This window comes from Stenotrophomonas indicatrix, from assembly GCF_050573115.1.
Classification (GTDB): domain Bacteria; phylum Pseudomonadota; class Gammaproteobacteria; order Xanthomonadales; family Xanthomonadaceae; genus Stenotrophomonas; species Stenotrophomonas lactitubi_A.
Window position 1 is genome coordinate 55,808 of the sequence record NZ_JBNYZT010000001.1, and the last position, 12,947, is coordinate 68,754.

General features: G+C 65.0%; 19 protein-coding genes and 1 tRNA gene. 4 read left to right on the forward strand and 16 right to left on the reverse strand.

All coding sequences use genetic code 11. From position 1 onward, the window contains the following. Window positions 1-25: 25 nt before the first annotated feature. Together ACQ5SA_RS00280 and amaB are read right to left on the reverse strand one after the other, a co-directional pair. Window positions 26-853 carry an SDR family NAD(P)-dependent oxidoreductase gene (locus tag ACQ5SA_RS00280; RefSeq protein ID WP_499311940.1) on the reverse strand — a complete coding sequence of 276 codons (828 nt, stop codon included), beginning with the start codon at window positions 851-853 and terminating at the stop codon, window positions 26-28. 23 nt (window positions 854-876) lie between these two features. Further along, on the reverse strand, window positions 877-2,409 hold the full coding sequence (gene amaB / locus ACQ5SA_RS00285) for an L-piperidine-6-carboxylate dehydrogenase (RefSeq protein WP_191077805.1): 1,533 nt from the start codon (window positions 2,407-2,409) through the stop codon (window positions 877-879). Window positions 2,410-2,594: 185 nt separating this feature from the next. Here amaB and ACQ5SA_RS00290 point away from each other — a divergent pair. After that, window positions 2,595-2,671, forward strand: a tRNA-Arg gene (locus ACQ5SA_RS00290). A gap of 93 nt (window positions 2,672-2,764) precedes the next feature. Here the strand turns inward: ACQ5SA_RS00290 and ACQ5SA_RS00295 are convergent. After that, window positions 2,765-3,604, reverse strand: coding sequence for a tyrosine-type recombinase/integrase (locus tag ACQ5SA_RS00295; protein WP_499311946.1), 840 nt, complete (start codon window positions 3,602-3,604; stop codon window positions 2,765-2,767). An 8-nt stretch (window positions 3,605-3,612) separates the two neighbouring features. Further along, entirely contained in the window at window positions 3,613-5,217 is a 1,605-nt protein-coding gene (locus tag ACQ5SA_RS00300; RefSeq protein WP_499311948.1) for a DNA-methyltransferase, read from the reverse strand. Here ACQ5SA_RS00300 and ACQ5SA_RS00305 point away from each other — a divergent pair. Beyond that, window positions 5,216-6,079: a hypothetical protein gene (locus ACQ5SA_RS00305; protein ID WP_499311952.1), complete on the forward strand. Its 864-nt coding sequence runs from the start codon at window positions 5,216-5,218 to the stop codon at window positions 6,077-6,079. The genes ACQ5SA_RS00300 and ACQ5SA_RS00305 overlap by 2 nt on opposite strands. Before the next feature lies 1 nt (window position 6,080). Here ACQ5SA_RS00305 and ACQ5SA_RS00310 read toward each other — a convergent pair whose 3' ends face one another. From ACQ5SA_RS00310 to ACQ5SA_RS00335, 6 genes are all read right to left on the reverse strand, one after another. Further along, window positions 6,081-6,911 (reverse strand): phiTE_015 family protein, encoded by an 831-nt coding sequence (locus tag ACQ5SA_RS00310; protein WP_499311954.1) that lies wholly within the window; start codon window positions 6,909-6,911, stop codon window positions 6,081-6,083. Further along, the gene (locus ACQ5SA_RS00315) at window positions 6,880-7,044 is read right to left on the reverse strand and encodes a hypothetical protein (protein WP_499311957.1); all 165 of its coding nucleotides are present in this window, start codon (window positions 7,042-7,044) and stop codon (window positions 6,880-6,882) included. The genes ACQ5SA_RS00310 and ACQ5SA_RS00315 overlap by 32 nt, the downstream gene beginning before the upstream one ends. Then, window positions 7,041-7,376 carry a hypothetical protein gene (locus ACQ5SA_RS00320; RefSeq protein ID WP_499311960.1) on the reverse strand — a complete coding sequence of 112 codons (336 nt, stop codon included), beginning with the start codon at window positions 7,374-7,376 and terminating at the stop codon, window positions 7,041-7,043. Before ACQ5SA_RS00320 ends, ACQ5SA_RS00315 begins: the two co-directional genes overlap by 4 nt. Continuing rightward, window positions 7,373-7,705 carry a DNA cytosine methyltransferase gene (locus ACQ5SA_RS00325; protein ID WP_499311963.1) on the reverse strand — a complete coding sequence of 111 codons (333 nt, stop codon included), beginning with the start codon at window positions 7,703-7,705 and terminating at the stop codon, window positions 7,373-7,375. Before ACQ5SA_RS00325 ends, ACQ5SA_RS00320 begins: the two co-directional genes overlap by 4 nt. A gap of 75 nt (window positions 7,706-7,780) precedes the next feature. Then, window positions 7,781-9,529 carry a DNA cytosine methyltransferase gene (locus tag ACQ5SA_RS00330; protein ID WP_499311967.1) on the reverse strand — a complete coding sequence of 583 codons (1,749 nt, stop codon included), beginning with the start codon at window positions 9,527-9,529 and terminating at the stop codon, window positions 7,781-7,783. Next, a complete protein-coding gene (locus ACQ5SA_RS00335; RefSeq protein WP_499311969.1) occupies window positions 9,522-9,794 on the reverse strand; it encodes a hypothetical protein in 273 nt (90 codons plus the stop codon). Before ACQ5SA_RS00335 ends, ACQ5SA_RS00330 begins: the two co-directional genes overlap by 8 nt. Before the next feature lie 228 nt (window positions 9,795-10,022). On the opposite strand from ACQ5SA_RS00335, the gene ACQ5SA_RS00340 reads away from it, so the two are divergent. Next, window positions 10,023-10,256 carry a hypothetical protein gene (locus ACQ5SA_RS00340; RefSeq protein ID WP_499311971.1) on the forward strand — a complete coding sequence of 78 codons (234 nt, stop codon included), beginning with the start codon at window positions 10,023-10,025 and terminating at the stop codon, window positions 10,254-10,256. Here ACQ5SA_RS00340 and ACQ5SA_RS00345 read toward each other — a convergent pair. The 5 genes from ACQ5SA_RS00345 to bet all read right to left on the reverse strand — a co-directional run bounded on the left by ACQ5SA_RS00345 (window position 10,246) and on the right by bet (window position 11,930). Beyond that, entirely contained in the window at window positions 10,246-10,503 is a 258-nt protein-coding gene (locus ACQ5SA_RS00345) for a hypothetical protein (protein ID WP_499311972.1), read from the reverse strand. The two genes, ACQ5SA_RS00340 and ACQ5SA_RS00345, sit on opposite strands and share 11 nt — an antisense overlap. Then, window positions 10,500-10,748 (reverse strand): hypothetical protein, encoded by a 249-nt coding sequence (locus ACQ5SA_RS00350; protein WP_499311974.1) that lies wholly within the window; start codon window positions 10,746-10,748, stop codon window positions 10,500-10,502. Before ACQ5SA_RS00350 ends, ACQ5SA_RS00345 begins: the two co-directional genes overlap by 4 nt. 2 nt (window positions 10,749-10,750) lie before the next feature. Further along, window positions 10,751-10,966: a hypothetical protein gene (locus ACQ5SA_RS00355; protein ID WP_499311976.1), complete on the reverse strand. Its 216-nt coding sequence runs from the start codon at window positions 10,964-10,966 to the stop codon at window positions 10,751-10,753. Between the two features lie 275 nt (window positions 10,967-11,241). Next, window positions 11,242-11,421: a hypothetical protein gene (locus tag ACQ5SA_RS00360; protein WP_499311978.1), complete on the reverse strand. Its 180-nt coding sequence runs from the start codon at window positions 11,419-11,421 to the stop codon at window positions 11,242-11,244. Continuing rightward, window positions 11,412-11,930 carry a phage recombination protein Bet gene (gene bet, locus ACQ5SA_RS00365; protein WP_499311979.1) on the reverse strand — a complete coding sequence of 173 codons (519 nt, stop codon included), beginning with the start codon at window positions 11,928-11,930 and terminating at the stop codon, window positions 11,412-11,414. The genes ACQ5SA_RS00360 and bet overlap by 10 nt, the downstream gene beginning before the upstream one ends. 119 nt (window positions 11,931-12,049) lie before the next feature. Between bet and ACQ5SA_RS00370 the strand changes: the two genes are divergently transcribed. After that, window positions 12,050-12,289, forward strand: coding sequence for a hypothetical protein (locus tag ACQ5SA_RS00370; RefSeq protein WP_499311980.1), 240 nt, complete (start codon window positions 12,050-12,052; stop codon window positions 12,287-12,289). A gap of 29 nt (window positions 12,290-12,318) precedes the next feature. On the opposite strand, the gene ACQ5SA_RS00375 is transcribed toward ACQ5SA_RS00370, so the two are convergent. After that, window positions 12,319-12,930: a hypothetical protein gene (locus ACQ5SA_RS00375; protein WP_499311982.1), complete on the reverse strand. Its 612-nt coding sequence runs from the start codon at window positions 12,928-12,930 to the stop codon at window positions 12,319-12,321. Window positions 12,931-12,947: the final 17 nt, after the last annotated feature.

Below are 12,947 nucleotides of genomic sequence, written 5' to 3' on the forward strand. Positions count from 1 at the left end.
GTTGGCAGCTACCGAGGTATCGGCGCTAGCCCATCAACACCTGGCCGCCATCGACGTTGAGCACGTGGCCGGTGATCCAGCGCGCCAGCGGCGAGCACAGGAACAACGCGGCGTCGGCAATCTCGCGCGGTTGGCCGAAGCGGCCGAACGGGATCTTCGCCAGGGTGCCGTGGTACAGCACCGGATCTTCGATACGACGGCGATCCCAGAGACCATCGGCGAATTCGATCGAACCCGGTGCAATGGCGTTGACCCGGATCCGGTCCGGCGCCAGCGCCAAGGCCTGCGAGGTGGTGTACTGCGAGAGTGCGGCCTTGGCCGCCGCATATGGCGCACCGCCGGGACGCGGCTGCTGCGCGGCGATCGAGGACAGATTGAGGATGCAGGCGTCCGACGAGGCGCGCAGCCACGGCAACGCAAGGCGCGAGGCGCGGACAGCGGCCATCAGGTCGATCTGCAGGCTGGCGGCCCAGCCGTCTTCGTCATCGGCCATGCCGTAGCCGGTGGCGTTGTTGACCAGCACATCGATGCCGCCGAGCGAGTCGGCGGCGGCCTGCAGCCAGGCGCCGATCTGGGCAGGATCACCCAGATCGGCGGCGAAGGTGTGCAGTTGCGTGCCCTGTGCCTGTGCATCGGCCTGCAGGGCGTCGAGCCCGGCTTGGCCGCGGGCGCAGGCCGAAACCTGCGCACCGGCGCCGGCGAATGCCAGCGCCAGTTCGCGACCGATGCCCTTGCTGCCGCCGGCGATCAACACCCGGCGGCCGCTGAAATCGAGGGTCGGAGCCCCTGTGGGGATCCGACCCTGAGTGGTCGGCACGGCATGGGTCGAATCCCCGGAGGGGCTCTGACCCATGTGCATGGCCGGACCGTTTGCCATCACAGGTCGAACTTGATGCCCTGGGCCAGCGGCAGCGAATCCGAATAGTTGATGGTGTTGGTCTGACGACGCATGTAGACCTTCCATGCGTCCGAGCCGGACTCGCGACCACCGCCGGTGTCCTTCTCGCCACCGAAGGCACCACCGATTTCCGCGCCCGAGGTGCCGATGTTGATGTTGGCGATGCCGCAGTCCGAACCGGCCGCCGACAGGAAGCGCTCAGCCGTCTTCAGGTTGGTGGTGAAGATCGAGGACGACAGGCCCTGCGGCACGCCGTTCTGCATGTCGATGGCTTCGTCCAGCGTGCTGTACTTCATCACGTACAGGATCGGCGCGAAGGTCTCGTGCTGCACCACTTCATCGCTGTTCTTCAGGCCGGTGACGATGGCCGGCAGCACGAAGTTGCCGGCGCGGTCGATGCGCGTGCCGCCGGTTTCGATGGTGCCGCCGCTGGCCTTGGCCTTTTCGATGGAGGCCAAGAACTGCTGCACGGCGCCGTCGCTGTTCAGCGGGCCCATCAGGTTGGCCGGGTCGGTCGGATCGCCGATCTTGCCTTCCACCTGCTTGTACGCCTTGACCAGCGTGGCCAGCACGTCGTCATGGATGGATTCGTGCACGATCAGGCGACGGGTGGTGGTGCAGCGCTGGCCGGCGGTGCCGACCGCACCAAATACGATGCCGGGGATCGCCAGCTTCAGGTCGGCGGTTTCGTCGAGGATGATCGCGTTGTTGCCGCCCAGTTCCAACAGGCAACGGCCGAGGCGGTGCGCAACCTTCTCGGCGACCGTGCGGCCGACCTGGGTGGAGCCGGTGAAGCTGATCAGCGGCACGCGCTTGTCGGCCACCATCTTTTCCGACAGCGCGGTGCCGGCGTCGTTGATCAGGAAGAACAGGTCCGGGAAACCGGCATCGCGCAGCGCTTCATTGCAGATGCGCATCGAGGCGATGGCGGTCAGCGGGGTCTTGTTGGACGGCTTCCACAGGCAGATGTCGCCGCAGATGGTGGCCAGGAACGAATTCCATGCCCACACCGCGACCGGGAAGTTGAACGCGCTGATGATGCCGACCAGGCCGAGCGGCTGGTACTGCTCGTACATGCGGTGGCCGGGGCGCTCGGAATGCATGGTGTAGCCGTACAGCATGCGGCTCTGGCCCACGGCGAAGTCGGCGATGTCGATCATCTCCTGCACTTCGCCGTCGCCTTCAGGCTTGCTCTTGCCCATTTCCAGCGCGACCAGCGAACCCAGCGCGTCCTTGTGCTTGCGCAGCGCTTCGCCACACAGGCGCACGGCTTCACCGCGACGCGGGGCCGGGGTGGTGCGCCAGACCTTGAAGGCTTCCTGCGCACGAGCGATGACGGTTTCGTACTCGGCTTCGGTGGTGGCGCGGACCTGCGCGATCGGCTCGCCGGTGGTCGGGTTGATCGGGGTGATCAGCTCACCGCCGGTAGCGCTCGACCACTCCCCGTTGCCCAGGTAGGTGCCAGCGTTGATCGCGTCCAGACCAAGGGACTTGAGCAGCTCGGAAGACATGCAGACTCCTGTGTTTCGTTACGTTGTGTTTGGTGTCGTCGCGGGCAGGTGGGGGCGCGACGAACTGAGCCGCCGATGGTAGCAGAGCGACCGGAACCGCCATGGTGCGCCGCGCCAGTGGCAGCGGTGTGGTGGATGAATGCTTGGAGGGCAGGGCGGCTTGCCTGTAAACTCGGCGGCTGCATGGCCCCGTAGCTCAGCTGGATAGAGCGTCCCCCTCCTAAGGGGAAGGTCGCCCGTTCGAATCGGGCCGGGGTCACCATAATCAATGACTTAGGTCAGCGCAGTGGCGGGCAATTCCCACTGTTTCCCGCATATCCACAGGATTTGGTCCCAGTGGTCCCAGCAGCCCCGATTAGTACGTGAGCTTCGCCACGGCGCCATCGTCGCCCTCAGGCGTCAGGTGGGCATAGTACTTCTCGGTCGTGGCGTAATCAGCGTGCCCGGCCAGGATCTGCACGCGTCGCAGCGGCACTCCCGCAATGACCATATGAGCGCAAAAGGTGTGCCGTAGCCGATGCAGGCTGCCGCCGATCCCCGCCCGCTTGGCATCCGATGCGAACCAGTCGGACACCGTGTCCTTGTGCACGGCCACCAGCGGATCGGGTAGGTGGCGCAGCGCCCAGCGCGCATATCGGTTCAGCGGCACCTCGCGCCACTTGCCCGACTTCGTGCGCCCCTGGCCATTCTCGTCTGGGTCGCTCTCGACCCTGAGCCTACGTCCGGCCACCGAATCCTTGCCCAGTCCGACCAGCTCGCCGCGGCGCAACCCCGTGTGCGCCATGAACAGCCACAGCGCTGCCCGTGCAGGGTTGGCACGATAGAGCTTGCGCATCGCCGCCCGGTCGTAGAACCGCACCGCCACGCTCCGAACCCCGCGCGGTGCCTGCGTTTCCTCCAGAGGGTTGAAGTCCAGCTCCTTCCATTTCACTCCTCGACGGAACGCCGCCTGCAGCCTGCGCACTTCCTTGCCTACGGTTTCCGGGGCCACCTTGTCCTTGGTCAGGCGGTCCGTCTTGTAGGACTCCATTTCCATCGGGCGCAGGGTGTCGATCGGTCGATGGCCGAAGCGTGCAATGAACAGCCGGACCTCGCTTTTTGCCTTGCCGTGCGTGGCGGGGTGTTCGGCCTTGTACCAATCCAGATACGCCTCCAGGAAGTCCCTTACCGTGGGCAGCCGGGGCAGGATGCGCACTCCATGGGTCAGTTCCGCTTCTTTCGCTGCTCGTACGCCCTCAGCTTCGCGTGGGCTGACGCGACCAATGGTGACACGGCTTCGCTTGCCGCCTTCCCGCCAGTTGAGGTACGCGGCGCCGTCCCGCCAGAAGATTGTGACCTTGACCATTGTGTGGAGCCGTAGATTGCAGAGTAGAGGGCGGCTTTCTCGTAGAGCTTCTTGCCCGTGAAATTTCGGGGTTCGATGCCGTCGTCGGCGATGTTCGAATCGAACTGGCTTCGGGATACGCCGCAGTAGTGCGCGGCCTCGTCTACGGTCAGCCAGTCCTTTCCGACGATGTCCAGCTTTTCAGCAGCTCCCATCGTGTCCTCCTTCAGTTCGTGCTCAGCGCAGCGCGCAGCTGCTCGGTGGCGGTGTTCATGCGATTGCCTCCAAGGGCAGTCCAGGTTGGGCAACGCGGATGCGTGCTTCGGCGATCGCGGCATAGACGGGGTCGAGCTCGATGCCGACGAACTGGAAGCCTTCGAGTAATGCGGCCTTGCCGGTGCTACCTTTCCCATGAACGGGTCCAGCACCAGGCCGCCAGCTGGGGTGACCAGACGGCACAGGTAGCGCATGAGATCCGTCGGCTTCACGGTCGGGTGGTGGTTGCCGTTTCGCGCTGGCCAGTTGGCAGTCTCGGGATCGCGCATCGTCGCTCCCGCGGCGGTGGCCGGCGCCGGGCCAGAATTGAGGCCGTCGTTGCGGTCTTCGCGCGTGGCCTTGGCACAGTAGAAGAACCGGGCAGCGCTGCCGCTATCCAAACGGCGTGCACCAGTGCGCATCTTGAAACCGACCGCTCCATTGTTGGCGCTGTTGGAGCTTCCTTCGCTGCTGCGCGGGAGCGGGCCGCCGTCGTACACGGCCGAGAACCGTGCGCTTTCCCCATCATTACTCAGGTCAGCTTTCTGTCCCGGCGCTGCAGGGAATGCCGCGAGTACTTCCTCGCTGCCATCATGGATCAGGTTGGCAGGCCAGCGGCCCAGCGCTTCGGCCTTCGCTACGTTTGCGTTGCAACGGTCGGCGTGCGCGGCATTTGCCTGCTCGTCCTGCATCCACGGCCGGTGCCAGCCATCGGGACCGACCTTCGGCGCGGCCGACTGATCACCGCCACCGAGCTTGTCGATCGTTTCGATCCGGGAGGAATCGATGTTCAGGCCACCCGTGCCGTGCAGATGCCAGTTCGCTGCCACCGTGCCGACAAGTGGCTTGCGGGCGACGGTGATCGGCTCGAGCGCGGGCTTCAAGGCAGTTCCACCCCAGGGGCCGTTGTGCGACTTGGGGAAGCCGCTGCCGTAGACCCACGCGATCATGTCGCGGATCTCGAAGCCGGCATCCTCGATGCGCACGGCCATGCGATGCTGCGTGCGGGTGCCGGCGAAGGCCAGCAGGTGGCCGCCAGGCTTTAATACGCGCAGGCACTCGGCCCATATCTCGGTGCTGGGCACGTCGTAATCCCAGCGCTTACCCATGAAGGACAGGCCATAGGGCGGATCGGTAACGATGGCGTCGGCCGAGTTCTCGGCCATGCCGCGCATCACCTCCAGGCAATCGCCGACGTGGAGGGTGCTTCCGGGGACAGGGTTACCCATGCTCGGTCTCCTGGTGATGGCAAGCCGTGGCAGAATGCGGTCCAGTCCTCAGGGGGGAATGCACATGCCAGGGTTTCAATACTTGACTCCATGTTTTGAACGAAGTGATACCTGTAATCTCGATTGGGCTGCTGTCGCGGCTATTGGCGGGTGGGCAGCCGCAGTAGCAACTTTCATCGCCGTGGTCGTGGCTTTGATGGCTGCATTCCAACAGACCAAAGCCGCTGCTGGCGCGGTCATCGCGGAGAGGGAGAAGTCGGAGCATATTCAAGAGAGGGAGTGGAATGCTGCAAAAGAGGCGCACCGCAGGACAGCTGAGCAGCTGGCACGTGCATTTAGGAAGGAGCTCGACTATGCGAGGCGTCAGTTGGCGCCACGACTTTGTAATTGGAATCCATTCAGCTCCAAGCCAATGCCTGTCGACATAATCGAGAGCTACGCGAGTGATAAGCCTTTTAATGACCTCATTTTTATCAGGAGTTGCGCTGGCCGGTTGCAGGGTTTTGCTGACGACGATGCGTTTGCGCTTTTGAATGTTCTTACGACCTGGCAGTTTTTCAATTCGAATCCTGGGCGTTCCCGCGCCTCCATCGAACGTATGTCCAAAGCTAGGTGGAAAGAGCTGTCGTTGCCAAGGGTGGAGTTTGGCCTCCAGCTTCTGGAAAATATTGACTCTGCGATTGCTAGGATGGAGTCCTACTACGTTGATATTCCGGAGGTTGATGCAATTAAGTCGAGAAAGCTCTCGGGGCGCACTGAGGGGCGTCTGAAGAATTTGCGAGATAATATTGCTGAGGAAAGGAGGGCGCAGGAAGCGACGCGCCTCAAAAATGCGGCCGAAGAGAATGCGGCGGACAAGTGAGTTAGCCATTGCCCACCGCTTGGCTGTCCGTCAGGGCCTGCTCGGCGCAGTTCGCGCGGCTGTTGGCATACGCCCGGATCTCACTGGCGGTTTCAAGGAACTCGGTGTCCTTGGTCGAGTTGGCAATCGTCCTGAGCGACTTCGCCGCAGCCTGCAGCGCTGCTTGCGTCTTCTCCTGCACTCGGGCGTCGGCACGGGCTGCCTGCCAGAATGGCTCTGCCCAGTGACCAGTCGGTGGCGGCATATGGCCTTGGGCGCCAACCATCAGCGTGCCGGTGATTACATCAGCCACGTGAGCGCGGATGCCTGCGGGATCGGCATCAAGCGGGTAGGGTAGGTCCACGGCCTGCGTGGGCGGGTTTTCTTCAGCGTGTCGGCACGAACCACGCACGTCGCATCCATCGCCGCAAGCCCCGCACCCCACCGGCTGGCGGGCGGCGAGGGCTGCTCGGACGCATTGCAGAAGGCCGATGCCCACGCCGATGTCATTCTCGTAACCGAGCGCCTTGGCGGTTGCGATGCGTTCGTCTACGTCGGCCAGCAAGCGAGCATCCCCCTGACCACCCGGTGAGGGCTGGGCGGAGAGGGCGGCTTGCCACATGGCCCAATCCTGAGCGGTAGGAGCGTTCACGTAATAGCCCTGCGCGTCACGCTCTAAATCACCGCCGCGATATGCCTCGAACCGCTCGCGCTCCGAGGTAGGCAACTGCACGCATCCGCCGTGCTTCACGGTCGCCAGGGTGGCGGGGGCGACGCTTTCCAGCGCACGTGCCACCACCTCGCGGCCTGCGCTGGTCAGTTCAAACTCGCTGTTGTCGTCGCCCTCGATCATCCACCCGCGTTCCTGCAGGTCCAGCAGCTCGGGCAGCTTTCAGGGTGGTTTCGCCGTTCCAGCCAAACTGGGTATCGCACACGATCAGGTTGCGGACCGCGTCCAGGGTGGCCGGGATCTTGTCGGTGGTCATGCGTGGTGCTCCAGAATGAAGGTGGGATCGATCTGCCAGCCGGCCTCGCGGGCACCGAGCAGGCGCAGTTCATTCGTGTCGAACTCGTCCAGACCGAGGAACTTGGCAGCGAGGTCGATGTGGGTAGGGGAAATGGGACGGCTCTCGTAGAACAGGTCGTAGACGTTGTGCCTGGAGCAGCCCCAGACCTCGGCCAGGTCCTGCATGCGCTTGCCTTCCTCCAGCAGGTGGCGCTTCAGGAGCGCGCGCACGCTGGTCACCGAGCGCGGCACGCGGATGGGGCGCCCGCCGGCTGCCATGCCGTTGTTGGCGTGCTGGCGTCGGATGCTCATGCAGCCTCCGCCAGCGGCACGGCCACCGGGTCTAGGTTGGCGTCGATCAACGCGTAGAACGGCGGCGGGCTGACGCTGTTGCCGCACATGCAGACCTTCGCTGTGGTCGTCAGCACGGTGCCGTCGGCGGTGCGATCGATGATGTAGCTCGCCGGGAAGCCCTGCGCACGGAACAGCTCGTGCGGCTTGAGCATCCGCAGGCCGATATCCACGATGACGTAGGGCGTGCCCTTGATCACCACCGTGACCAGCGCCAGACGGTCCTTGGTGGTGACCGTGTCCAGGGAATCGCGCAGATCCACAGCGATGCCGCTGCCGTAGTACTTCACCAGGAACGCGGCAACACGCAGCGCGCCTTCCTGATGCTCCGGCGACAGCTGCGCCAGGTCTGCGGCTACCAGCTGCTACTGGCTGCCGGTGGCGGTGATCGTGCTGACCGGGTCGCGCGCATCGCGCCCGCCGCCCTCGTAGAAGCCACCGTTGGGCTGCTCCAGGAATGCAGTGGCCAGCGCGTGGTGCTCACCCTGCGCGGCAATGGTCGACAGCGGCTCTTGCGGGTACGCGCCGGCCATGTTGTTGCGCAGGGTGACCAGCGTAGCGGCAGACACGCCCAGCGCGTGCGCCGCGCCAGCAGGGCGCGCGGCACCGGCACCAGAGGTGATCGTCGGCACTGGCTCGGTTGCCGGCGTGCCGATGCTGTCGCCTCGGAACTTCACGAGGTGAGGCGCGGCGACCGCGTGCTTGACGCCACCGGCCACCACCGTGCCCAGCGGCTGCTGTAGGTCCAATGCGCGCGGTGCCTGGCCATCGCGTTCGCCGTAGCCGCTCTGCACCAGGACCGGCGCGACCAGCGCGGTATCCGCCTTCGCGGTCATCGTATACAGCGGGTCGTCCCCGGAGCGCGGCTCCGACTGGCCGGCCCGGCCGCCGACGCCGGCAAGGATCGGGGTGACCACGGAGAAGTGGCCGCCCTTGACCTCGGCGCAGAGCGTGCGCAGCGGTTCGTCCACAGCCATCGTGCGCTGGGTGCTGGCATTGGCATGCTCGGTGATGAAGGGTGCCAGTTCCGGCGCTGCCAGCATCAGCTCGCCGCGGTTGGCGGCGGTGATCGTGCGCATCGGCTCCCGCACGTCGTGCACGCGGTCGCCGCCCTGGTGCGTCACAGGGATAATGAATGGATCGGCCGAGTTGATGACGTGGCGCATGACGCCCTTGGCGATGCGGCGCATGGTGGCGTCGGCCAGGTCGCGCTTACGGCCGAAGATCGACGGGCAGGGAATGGAGAAGTCCAGACAGTCGACAGCGGTGACGCGCGGCGTCTGGCCCGGATTGGGGCCGTGGCTGGCAGCGGGCCACACGATGGGCTCGCCGTCACGGCGGCCGAGCAAGAACAGGCGTTCGCGGCTGGTGCCAGCGCCGTAGTCGCTGGCCACCAGCTTGCGCCACTCGACCACGTAGCCGAGCGCACGCAGCGCGGCAACGAACCGGCGCCAGGTGCGGCCGGCATGGCGCTTGTCGGGCACCAGCAGCTGATTCCAGACAGGAACACGCTCGCCCGGCGCGGCCACCTCGGTGCGCACGTGCACGCGCTCCGTCTCCACCTTGCCGCTCTTGCGCGTCACCTCGCGATCTTCGAACACCGCTTTGAACACCCTGCCGGTGTCCTTGCAGCGCTTCGCCACCAGCGGGCCCCAAGTGAGGATCTGCCACACGTTCTCCATGGAGAAGATGCGCGGCGCGGTGTTGGTGCCGTTGAGCCGATCCGCGCGCTGCAGCATGCCGATCCACTTGAGCACGACCCACGACAGGGCGCGGGTCTTCCTGCTGCGCGGCTGACCGCCCTTGGCTTGGCTGAAGTGCGTGCAGTCCGGCGAGGCATGGAACCAGCCGATGGGCCGGCCGGCCACGTCTACGCGCGGGTCGGCGTGCCAGATATCCTCGCGGTGGTGCTGGGTGAGCGGGTGGTTCGCGGCGTGCATGCCGATGGCCAGCTCGTCGTGGTTGTACGCCAGGTGCGGATCGACGCCGGTCGCCTTCTTGATGGCCTCGCTGGCGCCGCCCCCACCGGCGAACAGGTCAACCACTATTTCGCTTGGGCGCAGGCGGGACTGCTGCGGCTGTGGAAAGTTGAAAGAGCGGGAACCGTCAGCCATGGTGTTCTCCTGTCAATTCGGCGCGCAGTTGCTCAACGCGCGTGCGCCAGTAGTCGATGGTTTCGTCGCTGCTGCTATGCAGCGCTTCGTGGTGCCCGAGGGCCGTTGCGGCGGTGACCAGGTCAGCGACCAGTGCGAGCCGGGTGGTGCTGGCGCTGCGGCTGCCGCCGGTGCGCAGCTCTGCCACCTCGGCCTGCAGTTGCTCGATGCGCTCGTTGGCTTGGGTCAGCCACTGCCGGTAGGCGTCCTTCGTGGGCTGCCGCATGCGGGCAGGGATGCCGGGCACCTCCGGCGCTGGCACCAGCACCAAACCGCTCACCCCCGTGCCTCGCGGCGGGCTTCAGCCAGGATCTCGCGCAGGTCGTCCAGCACCTTGCGGTCCTCGCCTGGGCGATGGCTGCGGCCAAGCCGCGTTCGAGCGCGTAGACGCGGTCGTTTGGGTGGATGTAGGTCATGGCAGAATCCTCTAACTCTTCAACTGGTGGGTGTTGCCGTGGCAGATAAGAAAATCCATGAGGGCTTTCAGTTCACGATGAAGGACGGTGAACTGAAGGGGATAGGCGTTGATGAAGATGGCAATCTCTACTGGGACAAGAAGCCCATCGAGTTGAAGCAGCGACTCACCTTCAGCCGATGGGTGAATGCAGCAGCAGTCCTTGCTGCCCTCGCCACGGCCGTGCAGGCCGTCATGGCGGTGCTGACTTACGTACTTCCACCTACGCCGTAACCCCCATCGCCACCAGATCGATGTCATCCACTTTCTCGCGCAGGAACCGTCGAGCGCGGCGCAGGTGGCCGGCGATCACGGCGCGGTCGTCATGGGCAAAAACTGTCAGCACGTGCATGTGCAGCGCACGGCGGTGGTCACGGCGGTACAGGCGCCAGGTGATGGCGCTACCGTCTACGGTCGGGAACCGGCCCCAGAAGAAGCCCATCGTTTCCTTGGGCGCGCGGCGGGCGATGTGGCGGCTCATGGCTGCACCTCTCGGCGAGCGGAAGCACCGATGAAGCGCGCCAACCGGTCATAGACCCGCTGCAGGTGCTCATCGCTGGACCAGTGCCAGCTGTGGAAGCCATCTGACTCGTCTCCCGTTTCAGCGGGGTATTTACGGTCCAGCAGTGCACGCGCTTCGGCCCGCACTGCGGAGCGCTTCGACAGGTAGCGGCGGCCCTTGGTGGGCGCGAGGTAAACCGTGGTGGCGATGGGTTGAATGCGCATGGTCAGCCTGCCTTCTTCCCAGCGCGTCGGCCATGGCCACCCTCGACCACCTGCCGGCGGCTGATCGTGCTCTTGTCGATGCCGGTGGTGCCCAGCACCTGGGCCTTGCCGCCGCCGGCCTCGAAACGCGCTATGTCGCTGGCCAGCTTCTGCCGGTCCTGCTCCTTTTCTCGATCAGTGGCGCCGCTGAAGACGGGCTTCACGTGGATGCTGGACATGCTGCTGCTCCTTCGTAGACCCAGCGGCGCACGGTCCCGAACGGGACACCCAGCGCGGCGCTGGTCTGGTTGACGGTGTTGCGGCTGGCCCGCAGCTGCCGGGCGCGGCGTTTGGTGGTGGCAGGCCAGTACCGGGCGTGAGGCTGGCGCGGTACCAGCATTCCCTGGCAGCGGGCCATGTCTTGGACCGCGCGGTGCGAGCGCCCGAGGGTAGCCGCGACGGTCATCGCGTCGCGGCCCTCCATCTGGCGCAGGGCCCGCAGTTCGCTGGTGCATCACGCGGCCTGCGCGTAGGTGTCGGGCAGCGGCTGCTGCAGGTGGCGGATCATCGCGCCGCGCATGGCATCGATCTGGCTGGCGTCGTAGAGCTTCGATCCCCGATCGGTCGAGACCGGCTCAAACCCCAATTGGCGCAGGCCTTCGGCGTCGATCTTCAGCGGGGCGATCAGGTCCACGACCTGGCCCAGCTTGATCTTGACGACCTCGCGCGGTGCGGCGCTCGGTGCCTGGACGCTGGCCACTGCCGTCGGCGCGGTGCGCACCGGTAGCGAACACGCACGCCGCTGAGGGTGTCTTCGATGGTTGGACCGAAAGTGGCTTCATCCTGACCGGCGTACTCGCCTGTGCGGTGTGCCTTGGTCCGGTACAGCTCGATGCCGGGCATGATGACGTCGCGCATGCCGGCCGGGCTGACGACGCGGTTTCCTTGCTTCTTCTCCGGCACCCACATGGGGACGATGTGCACGGGCTTGGTCATCGGGTCGAGGCCGCCGGCACGGCAGTAGGCCAGCACCATGTCGACGGAGTCATCGGTGGCGCCGGGATACAGGCTGGTTTTCAGGGCAGTGCGGATGGCTTCGGCCTGCTCGGCCGGCGTGCTTGGAATAGGGGCGGAGAGGGCCGGTGCTGATCCCCGGCTTGCCTGCGGTGTTTTCTTGGTCCTGACCGGTGGGACGTCACCCATTCGGCAGTGGCCCGGCTCGATCTGGTGCCGGGGGCAAATCAGGCGGACCGTAGCTGCGCATCAGCCTGCGCATTCCTCTCCGTAGTAGGTCAGGCGGCCTGCTGCTGCTCGGCGACCTTGTGGTACTGGGCGCTGGCGCGCGCAAGGTGCTGGCGGCGGTGCTGCCGGAGATCCGGACCATCCCGGTGAAGGTGGCCCAGTCCCTGGCCTTCGATTCGATGGAGGAGGAGGACTTCGCCACCTTCTTCAAGGGCATCACCGCCTGGATCGGTGACCACTACGCGCACGTCATGTTGGACGACGTGCGCGCGGACTACTGGCGGATGGTGAATGGCCGGCAGCAGGGGAGGGCGGCGTGATGTGGACTATCTCTGCAAGAAACATGGGCTCAGTCAGCCACGAGCTCGTTCAGAGATTTCATCGCTTCGCGCAATACCTGCGTTGTTCGAATGATTTGACCCTCTACGTCCGTGTTGACTGGGAGATCGATGGTCTCACCATCATCCGGATCGATGTAGACGCCACCATGAAACTGATTGGCGTAGTCAGTGAAAATCTCAGCTCGCAACGCGTGAATAGCGTTGATGGATCGACGTACGGCGACTCCAGACTCCCCCAATACATGCAATTCCAACAGGTGTTCATTGATTGCATCAGGGATAACCAAGGGTGCTACTACGCCACTGTCATCATATTGATTGGGGCACAGCTGCCAGCGTCTGCGGGCACTATCCACCCTGGAGATGAGACTTCCGATAGCTGGGCGCAGTACGAACGCCAAGCTCATGGCTTTGTAATGATTCTCCTTGGAGAGGCGCCTTCTCTCATCCCAAGCAATCTTCGTCGGAACGAACATCGCGATGAGGATCGCTATGAACGACGTGAAAGCTTGAACCCAGGCCGGCCATTCGCCTCTGGAAATCGGGATGGCCGTCGCGTGTTGGCTCATCAGCGCCCACACGAAAAACGCGCCAGCCATGAATGCCATCACCGCGACCACGGTCCAATCCCTATCAG

Coding starts and splice junctions, on each gene's coding strand:
- ACQ5SA_RS00280 (WP_499311940.1), bottom strand. CDS start 853: ATGGGTCAGAGCCCCTCCGGGGATTCGACCCATGCCGTGCCGACCACT.
- amaB (WP_191077805.1), bottom strand. CDS start 2,409: ATGTCTTCCGAGCTGCTCAAGTCCCTTGGTCTGGACGCGATCAACGCT.
- ACQ5SA_RS00305 (WP_499311952.1), top strand. CDS start 5,216: ATGCTCGGTCTCCTGGTGATGGCAAGCCGTGGCAGAATGCGGTCCAGT.
- ACQ5SA_RS00300 (WP_499311948.1), bottom strand. CDS start 5,217: ATGGGTAACCCTGTCCCCGGAAGCACCCTCCACGTCGGCGATTGCCTG.
- ACQ5SA_RS00310 (WP_499311954.1), bottom strand. CDS start 6,911: ATGATCGAGGGCGACGACAACAGCGAGTTTGAACTGACCAGCGCAGGC.
- ACQ5SA_RS00315 (WP_499311957.1), bottom strand. CDS start 7,044: ATGACCACCGACAAGATCCCGGCCACCCTGGACGCGGTCCGCAACCTG.
- ACQ5SA_RS00320 (WP_499311960.1), bottom strand. CDS start 7,376: ATGAGCATCCGACGCCAGCACGCCAACAACGGCATGGCAGCCGGCGGG.
- ACQ5SA_RS00330 (WP_499311967.1), bottom strand. CDS start 9,529: ATGGCTGACGGTTCCCGCTCTTTCAACTTTCCACAGCCGCAGCAGTCC.
- ACQ5SA_RS00335 (WP_499311969.1), bottom strand. CDS start 9,794: ATGCGGCAGCCCACGAAGGACGCCTACCGGCAGTGGCTGACCCAAGCC.
- ACQ5SA_RS00345 (WP_499311972.1), bottom strand. CDS start 10,503: ATGAGCCGCCACATCGCCCGCCGCGCGCCCAAGGAAACGATGGGCTTC.
- ACQ5SA_RS00350 (WP_499311974.1), bottom strand. CDS start 10,748: ATGCGCATTCAACCCATCGCCACCACGGTTTACCTCGCGCCCACCAAG.
- ACQ5SA_RS00355 (WP_499311976.1), bottom strand. CDS start 10,966: ATGTCCAGCATCCACGTGAAGCCCGTCTTCAGCGGCGCCACTGATCGA.
- bet (WP_499311979.1), bottom strand. CDS start 11,930: ATGGGTGACGTCCCACCGGTCAGGACCAAGAAAACACCGCAGGCAAGC.